The organism is Streptomyces spiroverticillatus (assembly GCA_014650415.1).
GTDB lineage: Bacteria > Actinomycetota > Actinomycetes > Streptomycetales > Streptomycetaceae > Streptomyces > Streptomyces spiroverticillatus.
The window spans coordinates 14,153-29,323 of sequence record BMUX01000006.1; the positions used below are offsets into that span (position 1 = coordinate 14,153).

Sequence of the window (15,171 nt, forward strand, 5' to 3'; positions counted from 1 at the left end):
GGGCCATGGCCTCAGGGGGAGGAACGATGGCGGACAGCTTCGGTCCGGTGCACGGCGGCGACTACGCCCGGAATCTTGACCGCGGCCCGAGCCGCGCGGGCGACCGGGACGAGGGCGAGTTCCGCAAGGAGCCGATCAGGGTCCTGGTGGTGGACGACCACGCGCTGTTCCGGCGCGGGCTGGAGATCGTCCTCGCGCAGGAGGAGGACATCCAGGTCGTCGGTGAGGCCGGGGACGGTGCGGAGGCCGTCGACAAGGCGGCCGACCTGTTGCCGGACATCGTGCTGATGGATGTACGGATGCCCCGGCGCGGCGGGATCGAGGCCTGCACCTCGATCAAGGAGGTGGCCCCCAGCGCGAAGATCATCATGTTGACGATCAGCGACGAGGAGGCCGACCTCTACGACGCGATCAAGGCCGGCGCCACGGGATACCTGCTGAAGGAGATCTCCACCGACGAGGTGTCCACGGCGATCCGCGCGGTGGCCGACGGGCAGTCGCAGATCAGCCCGTCGATGGCGTCGAAACTGCTCACCGAGTTCAAGTCGATGATCCAGCGGTCCGACGAGCGCCGGCTGGTGCCCGCGCCCCGGCTCACCGACCGCGAGCTGGAAGTGCTCAAGCTGGTGGCGACCGGGATGAACAACCGCGACATCGCCAAGGAACTGTTCATCTCGGAGAACACCGTCAAGAACCACGTGCGGAACATCCTGGAGAAGCTCCAGCTGCACTCCCGCATGGAGGCCGTCGTGTACGCGATGCGGGAGAAGATCCTGGAGATCCGCTAACCGGAAGCCCCCTTTCGGAAGCTTTCCCGGCCCCTACGCGTCCAGCGCCGCACGCAGCGGCGCATGCAGCTCCGCAGGCGTCGTACGGTCCAGGCGGACCTCCGTGCAGCCCACCCAGGACGCCGCCTCCCACAGCGCCTTCGCCAGGTCCGGCACCGCCTTCGCGGACTCCAGCGAGACCTGCCGGGCCACCAGCACGGTGCCCTCGCGGGCCGGGTCGACCCGGCCCAGCAGCCGGCCGCCCGCCAGCAGCGGCATCGCGAAGTACCCGTGGATCCGCTTGGGCTTGGGGACGTACGCCTCCAGGCGGTGCGTGAAGCCGAAGACCCGCTCCGTGCGCGGCCGGTCCCAGATCAGCGAGTCGAACGGCGACAGCAGTGTCGTGCGGTGCCGTCCGCGCGGGGCGGTGGCCAGGGCCTGAGGGTCCGCCCAGGCGGGCCTCCCCCAGCCCTCGACCTCGACCGGCACCAGGCCCGAGTCCGCGATCACCTCGTCCACCTGGGTGTTCTTCAGCCGGTGGTAGTCGGAGATGTCCTCCCGGGTGCCGACTCCCAGCGAGCGTCCGGCGAGGGCGACCAGGCGTCGTACGCACTCCGTGTCGGAGAGGTCGTCGTGCTGGAAGGTGTCGGGGATCGCGCGCTCGGCGAGGTCGTACACCCGCTTCCAGCCGCGCCGCCGGGTGCACACCACGTCGCCGTACATCAGGGCGCGTTCGACCGCGACCTTGGCCTCCGACCAGTCCCACCACTCGCCGCCGTTCTTCGCGCCGCCCAACTCGGTTGCCGTGAGCGGGCCTTCGGCGCGCAGCTGCTTGATCACGCGGTCGTACGCGCCGTCGCTCAGCTCGTGGTGCCACTGGGGGCGGGCGCGGTAGGCGCGGCGGCGGAAGGCGAAGTGCGGCCACTCCTCGACGGGGAGGATGCAGGCCGCGTGCGACCAGTACTCGAAGGCGTGGGTCTCCTCGGACCAGTACGCGTCCTCGATGCGGCGGCGCTCCACCGCTCCCAGGCGGGCGTACGGAATCAGCTCGTGCGACCGGGCCAGTACGGAGATCGTGTCGAGCTGCACCGCGCCCAGGTGCCGCAGGACGCCGCGCACGCCCGCGCGGCGGTCGAGAGCACCCAGAAATCCCTGTGCGCGCAAGGCGATCCGGCGTGCTTCGTCGGCGGAGAGGGCGACCGTTGCGGGCGGCTGGAAGGTCATGTGAGCAGCCTAGACGGCGGCACTGACATCGGACGCGGGGCGATCTCCGGCATCCGGCGCGGGCTGACGATCCCCGGCGTCCACCCGATCCCCGGCATCCACCCGGTCCCCGCCCTCCCGCGCCGGCAGATACGGGTGCAGTCCCGGCAGCCCCAGGTCCGAGGGGAGCAGCGAGCCCGTCCAGGCGTCCCGGGCGGTGCCCTTGTGGACGGTGCCGGCCCGCTGGGTGCCCTCCATGGTGAAGCCGAGCTTGCGGGCGACGGTGCGCGAGGGCTCGTTGCCGACCTCCGCCCGCCAGATCACCCGGTCGACCGCGAGGGTGGTCAGCGCCCAGCGGATCACCTCGGTCGCCGCCTCGGTGACGTAACCGTGTCCCCTGTGCTCCTTCGCCGTCCAGTAGCCGAGTTCCCAGGTGCCGGGCGCCAGGTGGAAGCCGATGCCGACCGCGCCGAGCAGTTCGCCGCCGCCGCGCGGGCGCACCGCGAAGTGGAAGCCGGTGCCGGTGCGCAGGCCCTCGCCGGAGATCTGCTCGACGAAGAACACCGCGTCCGTGTGTGCGTACGGCGAAGGAACGGTGGTCCAGCGCTGGATGTCGGGGTCCTGTGCGGCGCGGAACACCTCATCGGTGTCGGCGGCGGCGAAGGGGCGCAGTTCGAGGCGCTCTGTGCTCAGCACGAAGGGTTCCATGAACGGATTCTGGTGCCGGCCCGTGCCGAGGGCGAACAGTTTTCGAGTGCTGCCCGGCACCTTCGGGCGGCGCGGGACGTTCACCGTGTTGACAGTGGTGCGGCTTCACAGCTGCGGACCTCCCGGGGCGGCTGGGTCCTCGCTTACGATGGCCGTTGCGGTGGGGCCCGCCTGCCGTGCCCGCGCCAAAGTCAGTACCGACCAGAAGTCACACCGACCCAGTGCACAGGCCCGACCGGCAAGGAGACCAGCCTCAGTGTCCGTCTTCAACAAGCTCATGCGTGCAGGCGAAGGCAAGATCCTGCGCAAACTGCACCGCATCGCGGACCAGGTCAACTCCATCGAAGAGGACTTCGTCAACCTCTCCGACGCCGAGTTGCGCGCCCTGACCGATGAGTACAAGCAGCGTCACGCCGACGGCGAGAGCCTCGATGACCTGATGCCCGAGGCCTTCGCGACCGTCCGCGAGGCGGCCAAGCGCGTCCTCGGCCAGCGTCACTACGACGTTCAGCTGATGGGCGGCGCCGCCCTGCACCTCGGTTACGTCGCCGAGATGAAGACCGGTGAGGGCAAGACCCTCGTCGGCACGCTTCCCGCGTATCTGAACGCACTGTCCGGCAAGGGCGTGCACCTGATCACGACGAACGACTACCTCGCCGAGCGCGACTCCGAGCTGATGGGCCGGGTGCACAAGTTCCTCGGCCTCGAGGTCGGCTGCATCATCGCGAACATGTCGCCGGCGGAGCGTCGCGCACAGTACGCCTGCGACATCACGTACGGCACGAACAACGAGTTCGGCTTCGACTACCTCCGCGACAACATGGCCTGGTCGCAGGAGGAACTCGTCCAGCGCGGCCACAACTTCGCGATCGTCGACGAGGTCGACTCGATCCTCGTCGACGAGGCCCGTACGCCGCTGATCATTTCCGGTCCCGCCGACCAGGCCACCAAGTGGTACGGCGACTTCGCGAAGCTCGTGACCCGCCTGAAGAAGGGCGAGGCGGGCAACCCGCTGAAGGGCATCGAGGAGACCGGCGACTACGAGGTCGACGAGAAGAAGCGCACCGTCGGCATCCACGAGCCGGGCGTCGCCAAGGTCGAGGACTGGCTGGGCATCGACAACCTCTACGAGTCGGTGAACACCCCGCTCGTGGGTTACCTCAACAACGCGATCAAGGCCAAGGAACTCTTCAAGAAGGACAAGGACTACGTCGTCATCGACGGCGAAGTCATGATCGTCGACGAGCACACCGGCCGTGTGCTCGCGGGCCGCCGCTACAACGAGGGCATGCACCAGGCGATCGAGGCGAAGGAAGGGGTGGACATCAAGGACGAGAACCAGACCCTCGCCACGATCACCCTGCAGAACTTCTTCCGCCTCTACGACGGCCTCTCCGGCATGACCGGTACGGCGATGACCGAGGCCGCGGAGTTCCACCAGATCTACAAGCTGGGCGTCGTGCCGATCCCGACCAACCGGGACATGGTCCGCATCGACCAGTCGGACCTGATCTACCGCACCGAGATCGCCAAGTTCGCGGCCGTCGTCGACGACATCGTCGAGAAGCACGAGAAGGGCCAGCCGATCCTGGTCGGCACCACCTCGGTCGAGAAGTCCGAGTACCTCTCGCAGCAGCTCGCCAAGCGTGGTGTGCAGCATGAGGTCCTCAACGCCAAGCAGCACGACCGTGAGGCGCCGATCATCGCCCAGGCCGGCCGCAAGGGCGCCGTCACCGTCGCCACGAACATGGCCGGTCGTGGCACCGACATCAAGCTCGGCGGCAACCCGGACGACCTTGCCGAGGCCGAGCTGCGCCAGCAGGGCCTGGACCCGGAGGAGCACATCGAGGAGTGGGCGGCCGCGCTGCCCGCCGCCCTGGAGCGTGCCGAGGCCGCGGTGAAGGCCGAGCACGACGAGGTGAAGGCGCTCGGCGGTCTGTACGTCCTGGGCACCGAGCGGCACGAGTCGCGCCGTATCGACAACCAGCTGCGCGGTCGTTCCGGCCGTCAGGGCGACCCGGGCGAGTCCCGGTTCTACCTGTCGCTGGGCGACGACCTGATGCGTCTGTTCAAGGCCGCGATGGTCGAGCGCGTCATGGCGATGGCGAACGTCCCCGACGACGTACCGATCGAGAACAAGATGGTCACCCGTGCCATCGCCTCCGCCCAGTCGCAGGTCGAGCAGCAGAACTTCGAGACCCGCAAGAACGTCCTGAAGTACGACGAGGTCCTCAACCGCCAGCGCGAGGTCATCTACGGCGAGCGCCGCCGCGTCCTGAAGGGCGAGGACCTGCACGAGCAGATCAAGCACTTCATGGACGACACGATCGACGCCTACATCCAGGCCGAGACCGTCGAGGGCTTCGCTGAGGAGTGGGATCTGGACCGCCTGTGGGGCGCGTTCAAGCAGCTCTACCCGGTGAAGATCACGGTGGAGGACCTGGAGGACGCGGCGGGCGACCGCGCCGGGATCACCGCCGAGTTCATCTCGGAGTCCGTCAAGGACGACATCTACGCCCAGTACGAGGACCGTGAGAAGCAGCTCGGCTCGGACATCATGCGTGAGCTGGAGCGCCGCGTGGTGCTGTCCGTGCTGGACCGCAAGTGGCGCGAGCACCTCTACGAGATGGACTACCTCCAGGAGGGCATCGGCCTGCGTGCCATGGCGCAGAAGGACCCGCTGGTGGAGTACCAGCGCGAGGGCTTCGACATGTTCAACGCCATGATGGACGGCATCAAGGAGGAGTCCGTCGGCTACCTGTTCAACCTGGAGGTCCAGGTCGAGCAGCAGGTCGAGGAGGTCCCGGTGCAGGACGGTCCCTCGCTCACCAAGGAGGACGCCGTGCCGGCGGGCGCCTCGCGTCCGGAGATCCACGCGAAGGGCCTGGAGGCTCCGCAGCGTCCGGACCGGCTGCACTTCTCCGCGCCGACCGTGGACGGCGAGGGCGGCATCGTCGAGGGCGACTTCGAGAACGCCGCGGACGGTCCGACCCGCTCGGAGTCCGACGGTCTGACCCGTGCCGAGCGCCGCAAGGCGCAGAAGGCCGCGGGCGGTCGTCGCCGCAAGAAGTAGTTCCTTCCCGTACGTCGCCGGGCGCGCGCTCCTTCGGGGGTGCGCGCCCGGCGGCGTTTGCCTCAGGCCCGTGCGGGCACCCTCTCGCCGCCCAGTTCCAGGGCGGTGCAGCGCCAGCGCCGGTCGGGGGTCTGTTCCAGCCGGAAGGCCATGGCGCGCAGTTGCTCGCCGGCGCTGATGCGCGCGAATGCCTCGATGACGCCCCTGCGCGGGCTGAAGCCGTCGCAGCGGCGTACGACGGGACGGGCGCCCCGGGTGCGGAACGGCGTCCTGGGCGCGAGGTCGAGCAGCTGGTCGTAGGCGTCGCGGAACATCAGGTTCAGCATGCTGTGCGCCGGACGCTGTCCGCTGAGCACCGCGAGGAGGCTCTCCGCGAACTGCTGCTGCGGGGTGCGGGGGGTGCTTGGCCGGGTGCGGGCGGTGGAGGGGCCGCGGGAGTCGCGACGGGTGGTGCCGGGCCGGGCCGTCGTCGTGCTGTGCATAAGGATCGCCCCGCTCTGCCGGGCCGGTGTGATACCGGGCGGTAACTTCTGGTGTTGGACCTTGTACGGGTCCGGACCGCGCGGCGGCAAGAGGCGCACGCGGCCCCCGTGCGCGGCCCGCCGAATCACCCATCAGGGTGGCCGCCGGGCCGAAGGGCGGGACGGGCGCGGGGGGCGTGCGGCGCCGGGTGGACGGCCGTGCGGGGGGACCGCCGCCCCGATGGGGGACCCGGAACGTACTCTGGAGGCCCAGCTTGTTGCCCGGTCGAGAAGCCTCTCCGGCCAGGGAAGCGACGACGAAAGCGGCCCCGATGCGCGTTTACCTGCCTCTCACCCTTCCCGGTCTCGCAGCCACGTACAAGGCCGGTGAGCTGGGCCCCGGACCCCTCGTCGCGTACGCGGTGACGCCGGGTCTGCGTGAGTGGTACGTCTCGGACGACATCGAGGAGCTGGAGTACGCGGCCCTCGGGCGTGCCGCCGCCGCCTCGCTGCGGCTGGTCGCCGGGGACCCGGACGCCGAGCGCCGCCGCATCGTGGTCGCGGTCGACGTCGCCGACGACGTGGTGACCGCCGACCCGGACGGGCGGGGCATGGACGCCGGGGCCATCGGCGAGGTGCGCGTGGAGGGATCCGTATCCCTGAAGAAGGCGGCGGCCGTGCACGCGGACGCCGACGACGCGCGTGAGGACGTGACGGCGGCCGCGGCGGCGCTGGGGGCCGCGGACCTCGGGGACGACGACGCGCAGTTCGTGGTGGACGGCGCGGAGGACCACGAACTGCTGTGGTTCGGGGTGCAGGAGATCCCCTCGCTCATCGGCTGACCGGCCCGGATTCGGGCTTGCACCCCTGGTCAGTGGCATTGTCGGACCCGGTGGGTAACGTTCTTTCATGAGGACGCACCTGGTCTGGGACTGGAACGGCACACTGCTCGACGACATCCACGCGGTCGTGGGGGCCTCCAACGCCGCCTTCGCGGAGATCGGCCTGGCGCCGATCACCGTCGAGCGCTACCGCGAGCTGTACTGCATACCGATCCCCAAGTTCTACGAGCGGCTGATGGGCCGCCTGCCCACCGACGCGGAATGGCTCGTCATGGACGCCGCCTTCCACCGCCACTACGTCGAGCTGCGGGCCGCCTGCGGGCTGACCGACGGGGTCGAGGAGATACTCACCGGCTGGGGCGCCGCAGGGCGCAGCCAGTCGCTGCTGAGCATGTACGGGCACGACGAGCTGGTGCCCGTGGTGCGCGGCTACGGCATCGAGCGCCACTTCGTCCGGGTCGACGGCCGCACCGGCCCCTCCGGGGGCACCAAGGCGGAGCACATGGTGCGCCACCTCGCCGCCCTCGAGGACGTCGACCCGGGGCGCGTGGTGGTCATCGGCGACGCCGTCGACGACGCCCTGGCGGCGGCGCACGTCGGCGCGGCCGCCGTGCTCTACACCGGCGGCTCGCACAGCCGGGCCGTGCTGGAGGCCGCCGGGGTGCCCGTGGTGGACTCGCTGGGCGACGCGGTGCGCATCGCGGAGGACATGGCGGCCTGAAGCCCTCGCGCGGCGGCTCCCGCCCGGACGAGCGGGAGCCCGTACGAGGCCTGCTCAGGTCACCGGGGCCTTCGCCCGCAGGACGGTCAGGAACTCGCGCATCCAGCCCGAGTGGTCCGGCCAGGCGCGCGCCGACACCAGCGTGCCGTCGACGACCGTCTCCGCGTCCTGGAAGGTGGCCCCGGCACTCTGCATGTCCAGCTCCAGTGCCGGATACGCGGTGACCCGCCGTCCGCTCAGCGCGCCGACGGCCGCCGTCAGCAGCGGCCCGTGGCAGATCTGCGCGACGGGCTTGTCCGTGTCGAAGAACGCCTTGAGGATCTTGCGCAGCTCCGGGTCGTTGCGCAGGTACTCCGGGGCCCGGCCGCCCGGCACCACCAGCGCCGCGTAGTCGCCGGGGTCCACCTCGGAGAACGCGAGGTCGGCGGGCCAGGTGTAGCCGGGCTTCTCGGTGTACGTGTCGAAGCCCTCCTCGAAGTCGTGCACGACGAAGCGCAGCTGCTTGCGGGCGGGCGCGGCGATGTGGACCTCGTACCCCTCCTCGCGCAGCCGTTGGTAGGGGTAGAGCACTTCGAGGCTTTCGGCGGCATCACCGGTGACGATGAGGATCTTCGCTGACATGGCAGCTCCGCGGGGCCGGGGGAGTGGACGTGGTTCGGCCAACGTGCCTCCAGGCGCGGCTTTTGCCAAGAGGGCGTGCGCCGGCCGTACGCCCCACGCGGTGACCAGGGAGGCACACGGGGCCCCTGCGCCGGAATGGACAAAGCGTCGAACTCCTCCGCACTTTGTCCAACGCCCCGCGAATAACGCCTCCCGGGCAAGGAGGGATAGCCTGGTGCCGTGATCAGCGCGATACGCCTCGGGGGCGGTGCAGCCCCCGGCCTTCGCCCGGCGCACTACCGTGCCCGGGCCTTCGCTGGTTCTCCGACCCCGGACACGACGCCCACACCGGCGTCCGGCCCGGGTGTCATCGCTATCCCACTTCGCGGCATAACGTCGACAGCGACCGGAAACCCCGCGTCGTGGCGTTGTGCTTTCTTCACCACCTACGTCACGCAACGGCGCGCGACAGGAGCCAGAGGACATGCAGACCAAGCTGGACGAAGCCAAGGCCGAGCTGCTCGCACGGGCGGCCCGGGTAGCTGAGAACAGCCCGGCGGGGGGACTAACTCCGACTGGGTCCGAGAGCGAAGGGGCGCCCGACCAGGACGCGCTTCTCGCGTACCTCCAGCGCTACTACCTGCATACCGCCCCGGAGGACCTCAGCGACCGCGACCCGGTCGACGTCTTCGGAGCGGCGCTTTCGCACTACCGGCTGGCGGCGAACCGCCCGCAGGGCACGGCGAACGTACGGGTGCACACCCCGACCGTCGAGGAGAACGGGTGGACGTGCAGTCACTCGGTCGTGGAAGTCGTGACCGACGACATGCCCTTCCTCGTCGACTCGGTGACCAACGAGCTCTCCCGCCAGGGCCGTGGCATCCACGTCGTCATCCACCCGCAGGTGCTGGTGCGCCGTGACGTGACCGGCAAGCTCATCGAGGTGCTCGCCAAGCAGATCACCGGCGAGCTGCCGCACGACGCGATCGTCGAGTCGTGGATCCACGTCGAGATGGACCGCGAGACCGACCGCGGCGACCTCAAGCAGATCACCGCCGATCTGCTGCGCGTCCTGTCCGACGTCCGCGAGGCCGTCGAGGACTGGGAGAAGATGCGCGACAGCGCGCTGCGCATCGCCGACGAGCTGCCCGGCGAGCCCAAGGCCGCCGACCTCCCCGACCAGGAGGTCGAGGAGGCCCGCGAGCTGCTGCGCTGGCTGGCCGCCGACCACTTCACCTTCCTCGGCTACCGAGAGTACGAGCTGACCGGCGACGATTCCCTCGCAGCCGTCCCCGGCACCGGTCTCGGTGTGCTGCGCTCCGACCCGCAGCACCACGAGGACGACGAGACGCACCCCGTCTCCCCGTCGTTCTCCCGGCTGCCCGCCGACGCCCGCGCCAAGGCCCGCGAGCACAAGCTCCTGGTGCTCACCAAGGCCAACAGCCGCGCCACCGTGCACCGCCCCTCCTACCTCGACTACGTCGGTGTGAAGAAGTTCGACGCCGAGGGCAACGTGGTGGGCGAGCGCCGTTTCCTCGGCCTGTTCTCCTCCGCCGCGTACACCGAGTCGGTGCGCCGCGTGCCTGTGATCCGGCGCAAGGTCGCCGAGGTCCTCGAAGGCGCCGGCTTCACCGCCAACAGCCACGACGGCCGCGACCTGCTCCAGATCCTGGAGACCTACCCGCGCGACGAGCTGTTCCAGACGCCCGTCGACCAGCTGCGCTCCGTCGTCACGTCCGTGCTCTACCTCCAGGAGCGCCGCCGGCTGCGGCTGTACCTGCGCCAGGACGAGTACGGCCGCTACTACTCGGCGATCGTCTACCTGCCGCGCGACCGCTACACCACCGGTGTGCGCCTGCGCCTGATCGACATCCTCAAGGAGGAGCTCGGCGGCACCAGCGTCGACTTCACCGCCTGGAACACCGAGTCGATCCTCTCCCGGCTGCACTTCGTCGTCCGCGTCGAGCCGGGCACCGAGCTGACCGTCCTCACCGAGGCCGACGTCGAGCGCATCGAGGCCCGCCTCGCGGAGGCCGCCCGCTCCTGGTCCGACGGCTTCGCCGAGGCCCTCAACGCCGAACTCGGCGAGGAGCGCGCCGCCGAACTGCTGCGCCGGTACGGTCACGCCTTCCCCGAGGGCTACAAGGCCGACCACTCGCCGCGCGCCGCCGTCGCCGACCTGGTGCACCTGGAACAGCTCAGCCAGGGCGTCAAGGACTTCGCGCTCAGCCTGTACGAGCCCGTGGGCGCCGGCCCCGGCGAGCGCCGCTTCAAGATCTACCGCACCGGCGAGCAGGTCTCCCTGTCCGCCGTGCTGCCCGTGCTCCAGCTGCTGGGCGTCGAGGTCGTCGACGAGCGTCCGTACGAGCTGCGCTGCGCGGACCGTACGCACGCCTGGATCTACGACTTCGGGCTGCGCATGCCGCAGAACCCGGGCGGCGGCGACTACCTCGCCGACGACGCCCGCGAGCGCTTCCAGGACGCCTTCGCGGCCGTGTGGACGGGTGCCGCCGAGAACGACGGCTTCAACTCGCTGGTGCTGCGCGCCGGGCTGACCTGGCGTCAGGCGGTCGTGCTGCGCGCGTACGCCAAGTACCTGCGGCAGGCGAAGTCGACCTTCAGCCAGGACTACATGGAGGACACCCTCCGCAACAACGTCCACACCACCCGGCTGCTGGTCTCCCTGTTCGAGGCGCGCATGTCGCCGGAGCGGCAGAAGGCCGGTACCGAGCTCATCGACGGGCTGCTCGAAGAGCTGGACGGCGCGCTGGAGCAGGTCGCCTCGCTCGACGAGGACCGCATCCTGCGCTCCTTCCTGACCGTCATCAAGGCGACGCTGCGCACCAACTTCTTCCAGAAGGCGGACGGCGGGAAGCCGCACGCGTACGTGTCGATGAAGTTCGACCCGCAGGCGATCCCCGACCTCCCCGCGCCGCGACCGGCGTACGAGATCTGGGTGTACTCGCCGCGTGTGGAGGGTGTGCACCTGCGCTTCGGCAAGGTCGCCCGCGGTGGTCTGCGCTGGTCCGACCGGCGCGAGGACTTCCGCACCGAGGTGCTCGGCCTGGTCAAGGCGCAGATGGTGAAGAACACCGTCATCGTGCCGGTCGGCGCCAAGGGCGGCTTCGTCGCGAAGAACCTCCCGGACCCGTCGGTGGACCGCGACGCGTGGCTGGCCGAGGGCATCGCCTCGTACAAGACCTTCATCTCGGCGCTGCTCGACATCACCGACAACATGGTCGCCGGTGAGGTCGTGCCCCCGAAGGACGTCGTACGGCACGACGAGGACGACACGTACCTCGTGGTCGCCGCCGACAAGGGCACCGCGACGTTCTCCGACATCGCCAACGAGATCGCGATCGCGTACAACTTCTGGCTCGGGGACGCCTTCGCGTCCGGCGGCTCGGTCGGCTACGACCACAAGGGCATGGGCATCACCGCCCGCGGTGCCTGGGAGTCCGTCAAGCGGCACTTCCGCGAGCTCGGGCACGACACCCAGACCGAGGACTTCACGGTCGTCGGTGTCGGCGACATGTCGGGTGACGTGTTCGGCAACGGCATGCTGCTGTCCGAGCACATCCGGCTGGTGGCCGCATTCGACCACCGGCACATCTTCATCGACCCGAACCCGGACGCGGCCGTCTCCTACGCCGAGCGCCGTCGCCTGTTCGAGCTGCCGCGCAGCTCCTGGGCCGACTACAACAAGGACCTCCTCTCGCAGGGCGGCGGCATCCACCCGCGCAGCGCCAAGTCCATCCCGGTCAACGCCGCGATGCGCGAGGCCCTGGGGCTGGAGGCGGGCGTCTCCAAGATGACCCCGGCCGACCTCATGCAGGCCATCCTCAAGGCGCCGGTCGACCTGCTGTGGAACGGCGGCATCGGTACGTACGTCAAGTCGTCCGCCGAATCCAACGCCGACGTCGGCGACAAGGCGAACGACGCGATCCGCGTCAACGGCGAGGACCTGCGGGTCAAGGTCGTCGGCGAGGGCGGCAACCTGGGCGCCACCCAACTCGGCCGCATCGAGTTCGCCCGCGAGGGCGGCCGGATCAACACCGACGCCATCGACAACAGCGCCGGCGTGGACACCTCCGACCACGAGGTGAACATCAAGATCCTGCTCAACGCGCTCGTCACCGACGGCGACATGACGGTCAAGCAGCGCAACAAGCTGCTCGCCGAAATGACCGACGAGGTCGGCACCCTGGTGCTGCGCAACAACTACGCGCAGAACACCGCCCTGGCGAACGCCGTCGCCCAGTCGCCGTCGCTGCTGCACGCGCACCAGCGCTTCATGCGCCGCCTCACCCGTGACGGTCACCTGGACCGGGCGCTGGAGTTCCTGCCCAACGACCGCCAGATCCGGGAATTGTTGAACAATTCCAAGGGGCTGTCGCAGCCGGAGCTGGCCGTCCTGCTCGCGTACACGAAGATCACCGTCGCGGACGAGCTGATCTCCACGGGGCTGCCCGACGACCCGCACCTGCGGGTGCTGCTGCACGAGTACTTCCCCGCCGCCCTGCGGGAGAAGTTCGCCGAGCAGATCGACGCGCACGCCCTGCGCCGCGAGATCATCACCACGGTGCTGGTCAACGACACCGTCAACACCGGTGGTTCGACCTTCCTGCACCGGCTGCGCGAGGAGACCGGCGCGTCCATCGAGGAAGTCGTGCGGGCGCAGTTCGCGGCCCGGGCCATCTTCGGTCTCAGCGACGTCTGGGAGGCCGTCGAGGCGCTCGACAACCAGGTCGCCGCCGACGTCCAGACGCAGATCCGGCTGCACTCGCGGCGCCTGGTCGAGCGCGGCACCCGCTGGCTGCTCGGCAACCGTCCGCAGCCGCTGGAGATCGGCGAGACCGTCGAGTTCTTCAGCGCGGGCGTGGCGCGCGTCTGGGACGACCTGCCGAAGCTGCTGCGCGGCGCGGACCTGGAGTGGTACCAGGGCATCCTCGCCGAGCTGACCGCCGCCGGTGTGCCGGAGGACCTGGCACTGCGCGTGGCGGGCTTCTCCTCGGCCTTCCCGATCCTCGACGTGGTGGCCATCGCCGACCGCCTCGACAAGGACCCGATGGACGTCGCCGAGGTGTACTACGACCTCGGTGACCGGCTCGGCATCACGCAGTTGATGGACCGCATCATCGAGCTGCCGCGCGCCGACCGCTGGCAGTCCATGGCCCGCGCCTCCATCCGCGAGGACCTGTACGCCGCCCACGCCGGTCTGACCCAGGACGTGCTGTCCGTCGGGAACGGCAGCTCCACCCCGGAGCAGCGCTACAAGGCGTGGGAGGAGAAGAACGCGGCCCTGCTGGGACGCGCGCGTTCCACCCTGGAGGAGATCCAGGGCTCGGACGACTTCGACCTGGCGAACCTGTCGGTGGCGATGCGCACCATGCGCACGCTGCTGCGCAACCGGGTCTGATCCGGTAGAGCACTGAGGCGAGGGGCCCACCACTTTGTGGCGGGCCCCTCGCGCCGTACTTACTGCGTCACGGTTTCGGGTTGCTTACTGCGTCACGGTTCTGGGTTGCTTCACCGTCGACGCCCACAGCCGGCGGCACGCCAGCACCGCGGCGGCCACCAGCAGTCCGTTGCGTACGAGCATCAGCAGGCAGCCGTACACCGTCCCCGACGTCACCTGCCCGTACGCCAGCGGGTAGGCGAGAGTACTCACGAAGGACGCCACCAGCAGGAGCTTCACCACCGGGCGCAGCACGCTCTCGCGCAGCGTCATGCACACCGCCGACAGCCCGATCAGCCAGATCATGTACTGCGGGCTGATCACCCGGCTGGTGACCACGAACAGCAGCACCGCGCACAGGGCCGCGTCGCACGCCGTCGCCGGTGTCCAGCGCCGCGCCTTCACCCGCCACAGCAGCAGCCAGCCGAACGCCGCCACCGTCAGCGCCAGGGAGACGTGCGCGACGGTGGACACGTACGGGCCGAGGTACTCCATCGCTCCGTAGCGGTACTCGACCCGGTAGGCCCCTTCGTACGGCGCTCCGACGAGCCGGGCGAGCGCCAGCACGGTGCCGCCCAGCGACTCGATCTGCACGCCCCTGTTGCCCTGCTGGCGCAAGAAGTCGAAGGTGTGCGAGAACGCCAGCGCCAGCACCCCCAGCAGCGCCGCGGCCGACACCACGGCCGAACCCCAGGCCGTCTTGGTGGTACGTCCCCGGGGTGCGCCCAGCAGCGCCAGCGCCGGCCACACCTTCACCAGCGCGCCGACGGCGGCCAGCGACCCGGCCAGCACCGGCCGTGCGCGCAGCGCCAGCAGCGAGAGGACCGCCAGGGCGGTCACCTGGACGTCGTACCGCACCAGCGGCACGTGCAGCAGCAGTGGCAGCCCGGCCACCCACACCCAGGCGCCCGCGAGGCGTCCCTGCGGGCGTCCCGCGCGCACCAGTGCGGCGGTGACCACCGCGTCGACGAGGAGGGTGAGCGCGACGAACGCCTGGAAGTAGCTCAGTCCTGGCACCAGCGCCGGTGACAGGATCACCAGGGCGGCGCCCGGCGGGTACTGCCACATCACGTCGTCCAACGGGAAGGCGCCGGTGAGCAGTTGCTCGTACCAGGTGCGGTAGATCCGGTGCACCTCGCCGTTGATGCCGTCGCCGACCCGGCCGAACACCTCCGAGACCAGCAGGACCTGGAGGGTGCGGGTGAGGACCCACACGGCGGCCAGGCGGACGGGCGAGGGCCGGGGAGGGGACCCGGGGGCCGTCTGGGCGACCGGGGCGCTGGGGGCGAGCTGCGGGGGCGTCATCGCCGGGATTTTAGAACGCCCGTGCCCGGAACA

10 protein-coding genes are annotated in these 15,171 nt (G+C 70.1%); 5 read left to right on the forward strand and 5 right to left on the reverse strand.

From position 1 onward, the window contains the following. Nucleotides 1-26 precede the first annotated feature (26 nt). Nucleotides 27-788, forward strand: a complete 762-nt coding sequence (locus IE269_RS17355; RefSeq protein WP_189823915.1) for a response regulator — start codon at nt 27-29, stop codon at nt 786-788. 33 nt (nt 789-821) lie between these two features. On the opposite strand, the gene IE269_RS17360 is transcribed toward IE269_RS17355, so the two are convergent. Together IE269_RS17360 and IE269_RS17365 are read right to left on the reverse strand one after the other, a co-directional pair. Continuing rightward, on the reverse strand, nt 822-1,991 hold the full coding sequence (locus IE269_RS17360; RefSeq protein WP_189823916.1) for a winged helix-turn-helix domain-containing protein: 1,170 nt from the start codon (nt 1,989-1,991) through the stop codon (nt 822-824). 9 nt (nt 1,992-2,000) lie between these two features. Beyond that, a complete protein-coding gene (locus IE269_RS17365) occupies nt 2,001-2,678 on the reverse strand; it encodes a GNAT family N-acetyltransferase (protein ID WP_189823917.1) in 678 nt (225 codons plus the stop codon). A gap of 256 nt (nt 2,679-2,934) precedes the next feature. Here IE269_RS17365 and secA point away from each other — a divergent pair, with 256 nt between their 5' ends. After that, a complete protein-coding gene (gene secA / locus IE269_RS17370; protein ID WP_189823918.1) occupies nt 2,935-5,751 on the forward strand; it encodes a preprotein translocase subunit SecA in 2,817 nt (938 codons plus the stop codon). Nucleotides 5,752-5,813: 62 nt separating this feature from the next. Here the strand turns inward: secA and IE269_RS17375 are convergent, their stop codons facing one another. Next, nucleotides 5,814-6,233: an Rv3235 family protein gene (locus tag IE269_RS17375; protein ID WP_189823919.1), complete on the reverse strand. Its 420-nt coding sequence runs from the start codon at nt 6,231-6,233 to the stop codon at nt 5,814-5,816. A 311-nt stretch (nt 6,234-6,544) separates the two neighbouring features. On the opposite strand from IE269_RS17375, the gene IE269_RS17380 reads away from it, so the two are divergent. Both IE269_RS17380 and IE269_RS17385 read left to right on the forward strand, forming a co-directional pair. After that, nucleotides 6,545-7,054, forward strand: a complete 510-nt coding sequence (locus IE269_RS17380) for a DUF6912 family protein (RefSeq protein WP_189823920.1) — start codon at nt 6,545-6,547, stop codon at nt 7,052-7,054. Nucleotides 7,055-7,121: 67 nt separating this feature from the next. Beyond that, nucleotides 7,122-7,775, forward strand: a complete 654-nt coding sequence (locus IE269_RS17385; protein ID WP_189823921.1) for an HAD family hydrolase — start codon at nt 7,122-7,124, stop codon at nt 7,773-7,775. 54 nt (nt 7,776-7,829) lie between these two features. Here the strand turns inward: IE269_RS17385 and IE269_RS17390 are convergent, their stop codons facing one another. Beyond that, nucleotides 7,830-8,396: a DJ-1/PfpI family protein gene (locus IE269_RS17390; protein ID WP_189823922.1), complete on the reverse strand. Its 567-nt coding sequence runs from the start codon at nt 8,394-8,396 to the stop codon at nt 7,830-7,832. A 463-nt stretch (nt 8,397-8,859) separates the two neighbouring features. Here IE269_RS17390 and IE269_RS17395 point away from each other — a divergent pair, with 463 nt between their 5' ends. Then, nucleotides 8,860-13,794, forward strand: coding sequence for an NAD-glutamate dehydrogenase (locus IE269_RS17395; RefSeq protein ID WP_189823923.1), 4,935 nt, complete (start codon nt 8,860-8,862; stop codon nt 13,792-13,794). A gap of 84 nt (nt 13,795-13,878) precedes the next feature. Here the strand turns inward: IE269_RS17395 and IE269_RS17400 are convergent, their stop codons facing one another. Next, entirely contained in the window at nt 13,879-15,138 is a 1,260-nt protein-coding gene (locus IE269_RS17400) for a glycosyltransferase family 87 protein (protein ID WP_189823924.1), read from the reverse strand. Nucleotides 15,139-15,171 lie beyond the last annotated feature (33 nt).

Coding starts and splice junctions, on each gene's coding strand:
- IE269_RS17355 (WP_189823915.1), top strand. CDS start 27: ATGGCGGACAGCTTCGGTCCGGTGCACGGCGGCGACTACGCCCGGAAT.
- IE269_RS17360 (WP_189823916.1), bottom strand. CDS start 1,991: ATGACCTTCCAGCCGCCCGCAACGGTCGCCCTCTCCGCCGACGAAGCA.
- IE269_RS17365 (WP_189823917.1), bottom strand. CDS start 2,678: ATGGAACCCTTCGTGCTGAGCACAGAGCGCCTCGAACTGCGCCCCTTC.
- IE269_RS17375 (WP_189823919.1), bottom strand. CDS start 6,233: ATGCACAGCACGACGACGGCCCGGCCCGGCACCACCCGTCGCGACTCC.
- IE269_RS17380 (WP_189823920.1), top strand. CDS start 6,545: ATGCGCGTTTACCTGCCTCTCACCCTTCCCGGTCTCGCAGCCACGTAC.
- IE269_RS17385 (WP_189823921.1), top strand. CDS start 7,122: ATGAGGACGCACCTGGTCTGGGACTGGAACGGCACACTGCTCGACGAC.
- IE269_RS17390 (WP_189823922.1), bottom strand. CDS start 8,396: ATGTCAGCGAAGATCCTCATCGTCACCGGTGATGCCGCCGAAAGCCTC.
- IE269_RS17395 (WP_189823923.1), top strand. CDS start 8,860: ATGCAGACCAAGCTGGACGAAGCCAAGGCCGAGCTGCTCGCACGGGCG.
- IE269_RS17400 (WP_189823924.1), bottom strand. CDS start 15,138: ATGACGCCCCCGCAGCTCGCCCCCAGCGCCCCGGTCGCCCAGACGGCC.